Source organism: Acidisoma sp. S159 (genome assembly GCF_009766125.1).
GTDB lineage: Bacteria > Pseudomonadota > Alphaproteobacteria > Acetobacterales > Acetobacteraceae > Acidisoma.
In genome coordinates this window covers 615,038-627,913 of the sequence record NZ_LMUG01000032.1, presented here as the reverse complement: position 1 = coordinate 627,913, position 12,876 = coordinate 615,038, and the positions used below count along the sequence as shown (strand labels likewise).

The 12,876-nt window shown below is 66.6% G+C and carries 13 protein-coding genes; 4 read left to right on the top strand and 9 right to left on the bottom strand.

Annotation, left to right across the window (positions count from 1 at the left end; genetic code table 11):
• Positions 1-184 precede the first annotated feature (184 nt).
• Positions 185-430 (top strand): GNAT family N-acetyltransferase, encoded by a 246-nt coding sequence (locus tag GSQ92_RS31685; protein WP_216856800.1) that lies wholly within the window; start codon positions 185-187, stop codon positions 428-430.
• Positions 431-436: 6 nt separating this feature from the next.
• On the opposite strand, the gene folD is transcribed toward GSQ92_RS31685, so the two are convergent.
• From folD to dapA, 7 genes are all read right to left on the bottom strand, one after another.
• On the bottom strand, positions 437-1,324 hold the full coding sequence (gene folD, locus GSQ92_RS10750) for a bifunctional methylenetetrahydrofolate dehydrogenase/methenyltetrahydrofolate cyclohydrolase FolD (RefSeq protein WP_159013431.1): 888 nt from the start codon (positions 1,322-1,324) through the stop codon (positions 437-439).
• An 8-nt stretch (positions 1,325-1,332) separates the two neighbouring features.
• A complete protein-coding gene (purU, locus tag GSQ92_RS10745) occupies positions 1,333-2,217 on the bottom strand; it encodes a formyltetrahydrofolate deformylase (protein WP_159013430.1) in 885 nt (294 codons plus the stop codon).
• A 115-nt stretch (positions 2,218-2,332) separates the two neighbouring features.
• Complete coding sequence (ribA, locus tag GSQ92_RS10740) at positions 2,333-3,058, bottom strand: GTP cyclohydrolase II (RefSeq protein WP_174246624.1); 726 nt, start codon at positions 3,056-3,058, stop codon at positions 2,333-2,335.
• Complete coding sequence (gene ribD, locus GSQ92_RS10735) at positions 3,055-4,221, bottom strand: bifunctional diaminohydroxyphosphoribosylaminopyrimidine deaminase/5-amino-6-(5-phosphoribosylamino)uracil reductase RibD (protein ID WP_158801779.1); 1,167 nt, start codon at positions 4,219-4,221, stop codon at positions 3,055-3,057. Before ribD ends, ribA begins: the two co-directional genes overlap by 4 nt.
• The gene (locus GSQ92_RS10730) at positions 4,218-4,877 is read right to left on the bottom strand and encodes a phosphatase PAP2 family protein (RefSeq protein WP_158801778.1); all 660 of its coding nucleotides are present in this window, start codon (positions 4,875-4,877) and stop codon (positions 4,218-4,220) included. The genes ribD and GSQ92_RS10730 overlap by 4 nt, the downstream gene beginning before the upstream one ends.
• A complete protein-coding gene (smpB, locus tag GSQ92_RS10725) occupies positions 4,874-5,365 on the bottom strand; it encodes an SsrA-binding protein SmpB (protein WP_158801777.1) in 492 nt (163 codons plus the stop codon). Before smpB ends, GSQ92_RS10730 begins: the two co-directional genes overlap by 4 nt.
• A 1-nt stretch (position 5,366) precedes the next feature.
• Positions 5,367-6,245, bottom strand: a complete 879-nt coding sequence (gene dapA, locus GSQ92_RS10720) for a 4-hydroxy-tetrahydrodipicolinate synthase (RefSeq protein WP_158801776.1) — start codon at positions 6,243-6,245, stop codon at positions 5,367-5,369.
• Between the two features lie 398 nt (positions 6,246-6,643).
• Here dapA and GSQ92_RS30890 point away from each other — a divergent pair, with 398 nt between their 5' ends.
• The 3 genes from GSQ92_RS30890 to GSQ92_RS10705 are packed head-to-tail and all read left to right on the top strand — an operon-like array spanning position 6,644 to position 9,595.
• Positions 6,644-8,626, top strand: a complete 1,983-nt coding sequence (locus GSQ92_RS30890) for a lytic transglycosylase domain-containing protein (protein ID WP_158801775.1) — start codon at positions 6,644-6,646, stop codon at positions 8,624-8,626.
• Positions 8,614-9,078 carry a phosphatidylglycerophosphatase A gene (locus GSQ92_RS10710; RefSeq protein WP_254065508.1) on the top strand — a complete coding sequence of 155 codons (465 nt, stop codon included), beginning with the start codon at positions 8,614-8,616 and terminating at the stop codon, positions 9,076-9,078. The genes GSQ92_RS30890 and GSQ92_RS10710 overlap by 13 nt, the downstream gene beginning before the upstream one ends.
• Positions 9,079-9,094: 16 nt before the next feature.
• Positions 9,095-9,595, top strand: a complete 501-nt coding sequence (locus GSQ92_RS10705; protein WP_158801773.1) for a CinA family protein — start codon at positions 9,095-9,097, stop codon at positions 9,593-9,595.
• 172 nt (positions 9,596-9,767) lie between these two features.
• Here GSQ92_RS10705 and gabT read toward each other — a convergent pair whose 3' ends face one another.
• Together gabT and GSQ92_RS10695 are read right to left on the bottom strand one after the other, a co-directional pair.
• Positions 9,768-11,054, bottom strand: a complete 1,287-nt coding sequence (gene gabT, locus GSQ92_RS10700) for a 4-aminobutyrate--2-oxoglutarate transaminase (RefSeq protein WP_158801772.1) — start codon at positions 11,052-11,054, stop codon at positions 9,768-9,770.
• Positions 11,055-11,136: 82 nt separating this feature from the next.
• Positions 11,137-12,867, bottom strand: a complete 1,731-nt coding sequence (locus GSQ92_RS10695) for an NADPH-dependent assimilatory sulfite reductase hemoprotein subunit (RefSeq protein ID WP_158801771.1) — start codon at positions 12,865-12,867, stop codon at positions 11,137-11,139.
• Between the last annotated feature and the right edge of the window lie 9 nt (positions 12,868-12,876).

Here is a 12,876-nt window from a genome sequence, read left to right as displayed (position 1 = left end):
GCGAGGAGGCGCTCGACGGTTGGCTGCGGCAACACGCTCTCCGCAGCGAGGGGCGGCTGTCCCGAACCTACGTCGTTTGCGCCGGCGACCGCACCGCTGTCTTCTACTGTCTTTTGAACGGCGCGGTGCGGCGGAACACGGCCGTCCCGAAGCTGAGGCGGAATGCCTCGGTCCCGTTCCCGTCATGATTGTCGGGCGGTTGGCGGTCGATCGAGATTGGCAGGGTGGGGGCGTAGGTCGCGGGCTTCTGCGTGACGCGGTTCTGCGAACGTTGCAGGCCAGTGAACTCGCAGGTATCGCGGCTTTGCTCGTCCACGCGGTCTCTGCTGATGCCCGGCGCTTTTACGAGAGCAGCGGTTTCACAGCTTCGGAGCTTGAGCCGATGACCCTGATGATCACGCTGAAAGACGCGGTTGCGGCTTTAGGATAGCTCCCTTCAGCCGTCTCGCCGCAGCTTCGCCGCCGTTATCGTGTTGCGCAACAGGCAGGCGATCGTCATTGGTCCCACCCCGCCCGGTACCGGCGTTATGCGGCCCGCCACACCCTGAGCCTCGGCGAAGGCCACGTCGCCAACGAGGCGGGTCTTGCCGCTTTCGCCCGGCACGCGGTTGATGCCGACATCCATGACCGTCGCGCCCGGCTTGATCCAGTCGCCGCGCACCATCTCCGGCTGGCCGACCGCCGCGACCAGGATATCCGCCTGGCGGCAAACCGCCGGCAGGTCGCGGGTGCGGGAATGCGCGATCGTGACGGTGCAGCTTTCCCGCAGCAGCAAGGCGGCCATCGGCTTGCCGACGATGTTCGAGCGCCCGAGCACCACCGCCCGCAGCCCCGAGAGGTCACCAAGCTCCGCCTTGAGCATCAGTAGGCAGCCGAGCGGCGTGCAGGGCACCAGCCCCGGCAGCCCGGTCGCGAGGCGCCCGGCATTGATGACGTGGAAGCCATCGACGTCCTTGTCCGGATCGATGGCGTCGAGCACGCGCGTGCTGTCGATGTGCTTCGGCAGCGGCAGTTGCACCAGGATGCCGTGGATGGCGGGATCCGCGTTCAGCGATGCCACCAGTGCGAGCAGATCGGCCTCCGCCGTTTCCGCCGGCAGCCGGTGCTCGACCGAATGCAGCCCGACTTCCAGCGTGGTCCGGGCCTTGTTGCGGACATAGACCTGGCTCGCGGGGTCTTCGCCCACCAGCACGACGGCGAGGCCGGGCACGAGACCACTCGCGGCCTTCAACGCCGCTGCCTCGCTCGTGACCTCGGCCAGAATCTTCGCGGCGAAGGCGCGGCCGTCGATCAGCCGGGTCTCGATCAGCTTGGTCGCAGTCATCGCAAGCCTCAGTCGGTGAAGACGACGGTGCGGCCGCCATTGAGGAGGACTCGGCCATCGAGATGGAAGCGCACGGCGCGGGCCAGCACGCGCCGCTCGATGTCGCGGCCCTTGCGGACCAGATCCTCGGGCGTATCGGCGTGGGTAATGCGCTCGACATCCTGCTCGATGATCGGACCCTCATCGAGGTCGCTCGTCACGTAATGGGCGGTGGCGCCGATCACCTTCACGCCGCGGCTATGCGCCTGATGATAGGGCTTGGCGCCCTTGAAGCCCGGCAGGAAGGAGTGGTGGATATTGATGCAGCGGCCCGTCAGCTTTGCCGTGAGCCCGTCCGACAAAACCTGCATGTAGCGCGCGAGCACGACAAGGTCGGTGCGGGTTTCCTGCACCAGGCCCCAGAGCTCGGCCTCCTGCTCCATCTTCGTCGTGCGGGTGATCGGCAGGTGGTGGAAGCGGATGCCGCTGAGGTCGATCCCCGCATAGGTCTCGCGCGAGTGGTTCGCGACGATCGCGGTGATCTCCATCGGCAATTCGCCGTTGCGCCAGCGATAGAGCAGATCGACGAGGCAGTGATCGAACTTCGAGACCAGAAGCATGACCCGCTTCTTCTCCGCGCGGTCGCGCAGCGTCCATTCCATGCCGAAACGGTCCGCGATGGTGCCGAAGCCGTCCCTGAACTCACGCTCGAAATCGGTGCCGCTCTCCGCCGAGGGGGCGAAGACGACGCGCATGAAGAAGCGATCGGTCTCCTCGTCGTCGAACTGCTGCGCTTCCAGGATATTGCCGCCGGTCTCGAACAGATGCGTCGTCACGGCCGCGACGATGCCGGGGCGGTCCGGGGAGGCAATGGTCAGCACGTAATGCGGCTGGGACAGGGTGGGCTGGGACATTGTGAGCGAGGCTCCGGATGTGACGGAGATGAAGGAGAGGGCAGCAGGTTAAATACGGCAGGGCGACTATGGCGCGCGGACGGCGGCGACCCGAACGTTGTCTTGACCCGTCCCGCTAGTAATCCGCTTCCTTGTCTCCGTTTTTGCCGCCCGCGCCAATCTCCGCTGTGTCGCGGACCACGCCGCGAACCGGAAGGCGGAATGTGCCGGGGCCGAACATGTGTCCGCGATCGGCTTTCGCCTGAAGATAGGCGCGGTTGGCGTCCGTCACGTAAACGCCGGTGCGGCGGACCTCGGCGACGTCGATCCCGGCCGCTCGCAATGCCGCGACCTTGTCGGGATTGTTAGTGAGCAGCCGGATGCGCGAAACATCCAGCGCCTGAAGCATCGCGGCGGCGATGCCGTAGTCCCGCGCGTCCTCCGGAAGGTTGAGGCGGCGATTGGCGGCATAGGTGTCGAGGCCGCGATCCTGCAAAAGATACGCATCGAGCTTGGCATAGAGGCCGATGCCGCGGCCCTCCTGACGCAGATACAGCAGGATCCCGCCTTCTTCGGCGAGCAGCCCGATCGCCTCATGCAGCTGATGGCCGCAGTCGCAGCGGGCGGAGGCAAAGACGTCTCCGGTAAGGCATTCCGAGTGAAGGCGCACGAGCGTCGGGCGCGTCGCGTCCGGGTGGCGGCCGGAGAAGCGAAGCGCCACGTGCTCTTGCCCGTCGAGTCCGTCAAAACCAATGAACTCAGCCTCGACGCCGTCCGGACCCATGGGGATCAGCACCGGCGCACGTGCGACGCATGGCTGGCCGACAGCCGCCAAAGCCGGGCGAGTGGGGATATGTGTCATGCCGTCACCGGTGGCGGAGCTTTGGGTGGCGTGGCCCGGATGGGGGCAATATTGAGAGGCTCATAGGTTTCCAGCACGTCGTCGTCATATTGCTCGCGCGCGATCATACGCAGGTGCGGCGCGTCCGCCAGTCTATCCAGGCCGAGGCCGCGCAGGGCAGGCAAGCCGTTGTCGCCCAGCAGGATCGGCGCGCGATGCCAGGCCAGGCGATCCACCAGGCCCCCGCGCAGCAAGGCACCGGCAATCCCGGCACCCCCTTCGCAGAGGATCGAGGTCAGTCCGAATTGCGCGAGCCGCGCCAAGCCCTCGACAAGATCGAGGTTTCCGGCCTGGTCGCGCGGGCCACGGATGATCGTCGCCCCAAGCGCGGTGAGACTAGCGGCTCTCTCCTCCTGCGCATCCTCGGCAGTAAGGAGGATGAGCGCGTGATCCCGCGCCTGGCTCGCGACGCGGCTTTCGGGTGGTGTGCGTAGCGTGCTGTCGGCCACCACGCGCCAGCGCGGCCGGTCGGTGAAGCCATCCAGCGTGCAACGCAGCGTCGGGTTATCCGCCACTACCGTGCCGATACCGACCATTACGGCGTCATGCGCGGCGCGCATCTGCTGCACGACCCCACGCGCAGCGGGGCCAGTGATCCAGCGGCTCTCGCCTGAGCGCATGGCGATACAGCCGTCCAGACTGACGCCAAGCTTGAGCGTCACCCAGGGCAGGCCGCGCGTCACACGCTTGGCGAAGCCCGCGATGATCGCCTCCGCCTCCTCCGCCATCAGCCCGGTATCGACCGTTATGCCGGCCGCGCGGAGGCTCTCGATCCCCCGGCCCTGGACGCGGGGATCGGGATCATGGGCATGGGCGACCACGACACGCGCCACTCCGGCGGCGATCAATGCGCCGGCGCAAGGCGGGGTATGGCCCTGGTGCGCGCAAGGCTCCAGCGTGACATACGCTGTCGCCCCTCGCGCTGCTTCGCCTGCCGCCAGCAGCGCCACGGCTTCGGCATGGGGCCGGCCACCCGGCTGCGTGGCGCCCCGCGCGATGACCCGGCCGTCCCGCATGATGACGCAGCCGACGGCGGGGTTGGGCGCCGCGGTACCGAGTGCGCCGCGCGCGAGGGCTATGGCCTCCGCTATTCCGGCACGGTCGAGGTCGCTCCAGTCCGTCATCGCGCGGCAACCGATTCGGGGAAGGGCAGCAACAGCGTCGCCCGGCCGCAAGCGACGCCGAGATAGGCGCCCGCGACGATATCGCCGAGGAAGTGGAAATCGCCGCCGAGCAGGCCAATAGCGGTGAGCACGACAAGTGCCGCCCAAAGCCAGCGCAGCCTTGGCGCCCGCCACCACAGCACGCCCGCCATCGCACTGATCGCTGTGGTGTGGCCGGAGGGGAAAGCGGACCAGCCGATGCCGCCGTGGAACGGAAAGAAACCGTATGTCCCGTCGTGGATGAAGGAGGGGTTGTGGTGGCTCCAGGTCTCCGGCCATGTGCGGCCGAAGGCGTATTTGAGCTGATCCTTGAAGGCGATGGCGATCGTCACCGCCAGGGCACAGGCGATCGCGGTCCAGCCGTCCTCGCCCGGACGCCAGCCTCGCCAGGCTGCAAGCGCGAAGCAAACCAATGCCGGACCGGCAAGGTTGAGCGGGACCTGGCCGACCCCGGCCAGCGGCACGAAGAGCAGGCTGCGGCCGAAAGCATCATGCACGAAGCGGGCGATCGGCCGATCCATAACCACCACCGCGAGCAGGACCAGCACCACGCCGGACAGCACCGCCAAGGAGAAGCCGCCGACCGTGGGCGGTGGCGGCCGCAGGGTCGCGCTCACCCCTTGTTGCGCATCAACCGCGCCTTGTCCCGCTGCCAGTCGCGCGCGGCGATGGCGTGCCGCTTATCCTCTTTCTTCCGCCCCTCGCCGACACCGAGCAGAACCTTGGCGACACCGCGATCATTGAAGTGGATTTGCAGCGGCACCAGCGTCACCCCGTCGCGCGCCACGGCACCGGCGAGCTGATTGATCTGCTTATGCTTCAGCAGCAGTTTGCGCGGCGCCCTGGGCTCGAAGCGCGACAGCACGCCGGCCTGATATTCCGGAATGTAGCAGTTGAAGAGCCAAAGCTCGCCCTCGCGCTCGCCGGCCCAGGCTTCGGTCAGTGTGGCGCGGCCATGGCGCAGCGACTTCACCTCGGCGCCCTTCAGCACCAGGCCTGCCTCGACGGTTTCCTTGATCGCATAATCGAAACGCGCCTTGCGGTTCTGCGAGGCGATGCCGTGCGAGATCAGGCCCGACTTCGATTTTTCCTTGGCTTCGGCCATGTCAGTTGATCAGGCCCACCTCGGCCATGGCATCCCGCACCGCCGAGCGCGTCTCGGGCGCCACCGGTGCCAGAGGCAGACGGCAATCAGGCGCGCCGAAGCCCAGCAAATGCGCCGCGTATTTCACCGGACCGGGATTGGTCTCCACGAACATCGCGTCATGCAGCGGCGTCAGGCGGTGCTGGATGGCGATGGCGTCCCGCACCCGATCCTCCGACCAGGCGACATGCATTTCGCTCAGCAACCGCGGCGCCACGTTGGCGGTCACGCTGATGCAGCCGACGCCCCCGGCCGCGAGATGGGCGATGGCGGTGTGGTCCTCGCCCGAGAGCTGGCAGAAAGTGGCGCCGCAGGCGCGGCGGATCTGCATCGGCCGCGCGAGATTGGCGGTCGCATCCTTCACGCCGATGATGTTGGGATGGAGCGCCAGCCGCGCCATCGTCGCGACGCTCATATCGACCACGCTGCGACCGGGAATATTGTAGATGATCACAGGGATATCGGCCTGATCGGCGATCGCCTCGAAGTGCAGGTAAAGCCCTTCCTGGGTCGGCTTGTTGTAATAGGGCGTCACCACCAGCACCGCATCGGCCCCGGCGGCCTTCGCATGGCGTGCGAGGTCGATCGCCTCGGCCGTGCTGTTCGAGCCTGCGCCGGCGATCACGGGCACGCGGCCGCCGGAGACCGCGATGGTCACTTCCACGACACGGCGATGCTCGGCATGGCTGAGCGTGGGTGACTCGCCCGTGGTGCCGACCGGAACGAGGCCGTGGCTGCCCTCATTGATCTGCCAATCGACAAAGCGCTCGAGCGTTTTCTCGTCGACCGATCCATCGGGATACATTGGCGTGACGAGGGCGACGAGCGATCCCCAGAACATGGCTTTTCCTTAGGCGGCTGGCCCTTGAGCGCGGGCGAAGTGAGGCGGGGAAACTAGGGTCCGCCGGTGCCTGTCGCAAGCGGGAGGCTTTCCGCTATCATTCTTTCGCGGCCGAGCCGGTTGAGTGGGAGTTGGAGTCGGATGAAAGACGTGGCGTCCGATGCGGAGCGATCGGGCTTAAGGCATGGTAGTCCGATGCTGAGCCGCGCTCTTGAGATCCGTCATGGCACGCGAAGGCGGGGCGGCCCCCCGCGTGCCATCCACGCCTTACCTTCGTCGCGCACGCAAAAAGGCGTGGATGACCAGCCTTCGCCGAGCATGACGTGGAGAAATAAAGATGGTTCAAACCAAAGTCATCCCGTTCTAGACACCGTCGCCGCGCTCATCGAAGGCTATGCATGACGGCGAGATCGGGCGGCCCGCGACGACTGAACCGCCTTCTCCTGACCGCCGCGTGCCTCGTCGCGATCGTGCGGCCAGCCGCCGCGCAGACCACCTATGCCTCGCCTATGGATGCGGTCGCCGCGCACGACTGGAGTGCGGCCTCCACCATGGCGGGCCAATATGCCGATCCGGTCGCGGGCAAGCTCGTCACCTATTACCGGCTACTGACCCGCGGTGCCGCGACCGCCGCCGAGATCGACGGCTTCATGCGGAGCAGTCCGGACTGGCCACAGCAGCCGCTGCTCGAAACCCGCTGGGAGCAGGCGCTTGTCGAGGAGGCAGATCCCGCGACACTCGTGGCGCAGTGCCATGGCCGGTGGCCGGAGGGTGTGCAGGCATTGCTACGCTGTACCGACGCGTTCGCGGGCACCAGCGATCCCGCCGATGCAAGCGAAGCCGCCCGCCGCGCCTGGACCGCCACGGGCCTGACGGATCCCGCACAAATCGCTGTCTTTCTCGGCCAGTGGGGTTCGCAAATCCGCCCGGAGGATGATTGGGCGCGCTTCGTCGCCCTCGCCCGGAAATCCTCACCAGCCGCCGGGGCGCAGATCCAGCGGCTTGCCGCCGCTGACCAGCCCGTTGCCCTGGTTTGGGTGGCGCTCAATGATCAACAGCCCGACGGCGCAGCCCTGCTGGCCGCTTTGCCCGAGGCGCAGCGACGGGAGCCGGGACTGTTCCTCGCCGCCGCGCGATACACGCGAAAGACGGTGGGCGATCCGCAGGCCCTGGCGCTGTGGATGAGCGACGGCAATCCCGCCTTGGCCGCTGGACTGCCGGTGCAGCAGCACGCGCTTTGGACCGAGGCCGAAAAACTCACCCGCGCGCTCATCACCGACAACCAGGCGCCGCAAGCCTACGCCTTGGCCGATCTCATCAAGCCGCTCGCACCCGCCGATCGGGGCGACGAGGAGTTCCTTGCGGGCTTCATCGCTCTGCGGCTGCTGCATCAGCCGGACAAAGCGGTGCTCCATTTCCGGACACTCGCTGGCCTGTCGTCCTCCGTCATCACGCAGGCACGGGCGCATTATTGGCTGGCACGGGCGCTCGCCACCCAAGGGAGCGCTATGCAGGCGACGGCGGAATATGGCCGCGCCGCTGCCTGGCCGACGACCTTCTACGGACAGCTCGCGGCGCTGGCACTCGGCCAGGGACCCTCTGGGCTGAATACGCGCATCCTCAACGTCCCAACGCCGGGCTGGACCACCGAGGAGGCGCTCGACTTCGCGGGGCGCGAGGTGGCGCGGGCCAGCGCCTTCCTCGTCGCCTGGAATGAGCCGCGTCGTGCCTACAACCTCCTCATGGATCTCGGGCCGATCGCGCCCGACAGCCCCGACATGGCGATGGCCGGGCAGCTCGCGCTCGGCTTCCAGGTGCCGGCCGCCGCGGTGGGCGTCGCGCGCTATGCCGGGCTGCACGGGCAGATGCTGCTCGCCGCCGGCTGGCCCATTCCGGTGCAGCCGCCCGCCGGTGCAGTCGAACCTGCCGTTCTGCTGGCGCTCATGCGGCAGGAGAGCAGCTTCGATGTCGCGGCTGTCAGCCCGGCCGGGGCGCTCGGCCTCATGCAGCTTATGCCAGCGACGGCGCGGCTTGTGGCGGGCCAACAAGGCGTCGCGCTGACGCCGGGCGCCCTGACCAATGACCCTTCCGTCAACATGACGCTCGGCACCGACTATTTCGGCGGGTTGCTGCAGCGTTTCGACAATTGCCTGCCCTGCGCCATCGCGGGCTACAATGCCGGTCCCAACCGGGTCGACCAATGGCTCGGGCAGAACGGCGACTTCCGCACGCCGAACGGACCCGATGTGCTCGACTGGATCGAGCTCATCCCTTTCGACGAGACGCGCAATTACGTCCAGCGGGTGACCGAGGGCATCGAGATCTACCGCGCCAAAGAAGGCGTGGTCCTGCTCCATCCGCTCGCCGCGTGGCTCCGCTGAGAGTTTCTCGGGCCGTCGCGAGTGCGGCAGGCATCGGCTTCTTTCCTTGGGCACCGGGCACCGCCGCTTCGGCTGCCGCCGCCGTGCTCGGCGCGGTCATCCTGCGCTACGAGGGCTGGTCGGCGCTGGGCGCCGCCGCTGTCCTGGCGACGCTCGGCGGCGTGCTGGCGATCCGCGCGGCGGAGGCGGCGGATGATCCCGGCTGGGTGGTGATCGACGAGGTCGCCGGCCAGTGGATCGCGCTGCTCGGTCTGCGCCATGTGTCGCTTGGCGGTTTGGTTGCGGCTTTCGTACTGTTCCGGCTGCTCGATATCGCGAAACCCGGCCCGATCGGCTGGGCGGACCGTCAGCACAATGCGATCGGCGTGATGGCGGACGATGTCATCGCGGGGCTGATCGGCGCGGCGATCCTCTGGGCGCTGCTGCAGTGGCGGCCCACGCTTCTGGGGTGAAGAGGAGACCGCTGCGATGTTTCCACCCGACTTCCTTGCCGCCGCCGAGGCCGTGCTCGGCGCCTGCCGGGCGCGCGGCTGGCAGGTGACGACGGCTGAAAGCTGCACAGGCGGTCTCATCGCCGGGCTGCTGACGGCGATCGGCGGTTCGTCGGATGTCGTGGATGGCGGAGCGGTGACGTATTCCAACGCCGCGAAAACCCGCATGCTCGGCGTGCCGGCTGCGTTGATCGCCGCCCATGGCGCGGTGAGCGAAGAGGTGGCGCGCGCCATGGCGGAAGGCGCGCGGCGAACCGCTGGCGTCGATCTCGCGGTGGCGGTTACCGGGGTCGCCGGGCCGGGCGGCGGAACGGCGGAGAAGCCGGTGGGTCTGGTGTGGTTCGGGTTGGCATCACCGGCAGGCGTCGCCACGCAGTCGCGCATTTTCCCGGGTGATCGCACGGCGATACGGATGGAAACGGTGCGACACGCGATGGCGGCTTTGCAGAAGGCCGCCGAGGCGGGACGTTACGTCTGAGGACTTGTTGATTTACGTTTTCGCGTAGTGTCGAAAATCGCGCGCGTGATGTTTCTGGTTTGAACCGCGCTTACTCCATCACGTCATGGCACGCCTTCGCGTGCCATGACGGATCTCTTGGCGCGCTCAATATCAAAGAATCACGCCATAGAGGACATCGTTGCGCATACGTTCAAGCAGCGATCGCGCTCAACGCTGTTTCCAGCTTGTCCATACCTTCGTCCAGCAACGCATCGGACACCGTCAGCGGCACCAGAACGCGGATGACATTTGCGTTGTTGCCACAGGACAGCAGGATCAAACCCTCCTCCAGGCCGCGCGTCGTGACCTGCTTGGTCGCTATGGCGTCCGGCTCGAAGCCGCCCTTCTCCTTGAAGATCTCGAAGGCCACCATGCCACCCAGGCCGCGAATCGCGCCGATGGGGATGGAGGAATTGCCGCGCGCGATTTCCTCCAGCCGCTGCTTGATGCGGGCGCCCAAAGCCTCCGACCGCGCGAGCAGCTTCTCCTCCGCGATCACGTCCAGCACGGCAAGCGCGGCGGCGCAGGCGATCGGGTTGCCGCCATAGGTGCCGCCCATGGCGCCGGGCTCCGGCTTGTCCATGATTTCGGCGCGGCCGATGACGCCGGAGAGCGGAAAACCGCCGGCGAGCGACTTTGCGGTCGCCACCAGATCGGGAGCCACGCCCGAATGCTCGATCGCGAACATCTTGCCGGTGCGCGCGAAACCGCATTGCACCTCGTCGGCGATCAACAGGATGCCGTGACGGTCGCAGATCTCGCGCAAGGCGACGAGCAGTTCCTTGGGGGCGATGTAGAATCCGCCCTCGCCCTGCACCGGTTCGATGATGATCGCGGCGCAGCGCTCGGGATCGAGGTCGGCCTTGAACAGCAGATCGAGCCCGCGCAATGAATCGGCGACCGAGACGCCCTGATGCTCGATCGGGAAGGGGATGTGGAAAACATCCGGCGGCATCGGGCCGAGGCCCTTCTTGTAGGGATTGACCTTGCCGGTCATTGCCACCGTCAGCAGCGTGCGGCCGTGGAAGGCGCCCGTAAAGGCGACGACACCGGAACGCCCGGTAACCAGCCGCGCGATGCGGATGGTATTCTCGACTGCTTCCGCGCCGGTGGTGAAGAGGATCGACTTGGCCGGGCCCGGAAAGGGCGCCAGAGCGTTGAGGCGCTCGGCGAGCTCGATATAGGGCTCGTAGGGCACGACCTGGAACGAGGTGTGGGTGAAGCTCGCCATCTGCTTCGTCGCGGCGGCGATGACCTTGGGGTGGCAGTGACCGGTATTGAGCACGCCGATGCCACCCGCGAAGTCGATGAAACGGCGGCCGTCCTTGTCCCAGAGTTCGGAATTCAGGGCGCGCTCGGCAAAGACCGGCGTGGCATTGGCAACGCCGCGTGGCACCGCGGCCCGCCGCCGTTCGAGTAGCTCCGTGTTCTTGGACATTATGACGCTCGCTGGCTGTTACCAAGCGTCAGACTACCAATCCTTGCGAGAGGAGGCGAGGGGTGGCCCGGCCTCCTAGCCGTTAGACGTCGGCGTGGAACGTGTTGCCCGCTGTCGTCGGCTTCACATGCCCGGCGCGGATGACATAGTCGCCGAAGCTCTCCTCATCCTCGCGTGCCTCCGCATATTCCCGAAACAGCGAACCGAGGGCGCCGACGGCGGCGTCATGCCCGACATCTGGGCGATACAGCTTGTTCAGCCGCTCGCCCTCGAAACTGCCGCCGAGATAGAGGTTATAGGTCCCGGGCCCGCGACCCACGAAGGCGATCTCGGCGAGGTAGGGCCGCGCGCAGCCATTCGGGCAGCCGGTCATGCGGATGACGATGTCATCCTGCTGCAGTCCCGCCTTTTCGAGTTCGCCCTCGAGCGCCGTCAGCAGCTCGGGCATGTAGCGTTCACTCTCGGCCAGCGCGAGGCCGCAGGTCGGTAGCGCGACGCAGGCCATGGCATTGCGGCGTAGCCCGGTATCGGCACTCGTCGCCATGCCGTGCTCGGCGAGAAGCGCCTCCACGACTGGCTTCTGCGCCGCCGAGACATTGGCGATCATGAGGTTCTGATTGGGCGTGAGGATGATGACGGCGGTGCTTCCATCTAGCGCGCGCGCGATTTCCCGCAGGCCGGTCTGCAACCGCTTCTCCGGCCAATCCTTGATACGGCCGCTCTCGACGAAAAGCGTCGCATGCCAGTTGCCGTCATCGCCTTTGGTCCAGCCGTAACGATCTCCGCGACCGGTGAAAGCGGGCACATGCGCGGGGCCGAGCTTGTAGCCGAGCCGCTGCTCGACCTCGTCGCGGAAACGGTCGAGACCCATTGTCTCGATGGTGTATTTCAAACGTGCATGTTTGCGTACTGAGCGATTGCCGAAATCGCGTTGCACCAGCACGACTTTCTCCGACACATCCACCGCCTGCTCAATGGTGCAGGAGCCGAGATGGTCCGCGGCACGGGGGAAGGTATCGGACTCGCCATGCGTCATGCCCATGCCGCCACCGACCAGCACATCCCAGCCAACAATCTTCTTGCCCTTGAGGATCGCGACGAAGGAAAGATCGTGGGCATAGACATCGACATCATTCTGCGGCGGCACAGCGACGGTGATCTTGAACTTCCGAGGCAGATAGGTCTTGCCATAAATCGGCTCGACCTCATCGCTCGCGGCGTCGCTGGAGGTGTCGACGACCTTTTCGTCATCCACCCAGATCTCGTGATACGCACCCGTCTTTGGCGAAAGATGGTCGCTGATGTCGCTGGCGAGTTTCAGCGCGGTCGCATGAATCGCGCTCTGATAGGGATTGGCGGCACACATCACATTGCGATTGACGTCCCCGCAAGCGGCGAGGGTGTCGAGCAGCGCCTTGTTGATGGTGTTGATGGCGGGCCGTAGGTTGCTTTTGATGATGCCATGGAACTGGATCGCCTGGCGCGTGGTGATGCGCAGCGTGCCGTTCGCGCGTTCCTCGGCGATATCGTCGAGCGCCAGCCATTGGGCGGGCGTCATCTGTCCGCCCGGCACCCGCACGCGCGCCATGAAGCTGAAGGCTTTCTCCATCTTCTTGCGGCCGCGCTCGGCCCGCACGTCGCGGTCATCCTGCTGGTAGATGCCGTGAAACTTCGTGAGCTGCGTGTCATCTTCGGCAAGCTGGCCGGTGATGATGTCGCCAAGGCCCGCGGCAATGCCGCCGCGCAGGCCGTGGCTTTCGGTCTTGATGTATTCGTTGCGGGACAGCGGCGGCTTGTCGGTGGAGTCAGCCATCGGTTCGAC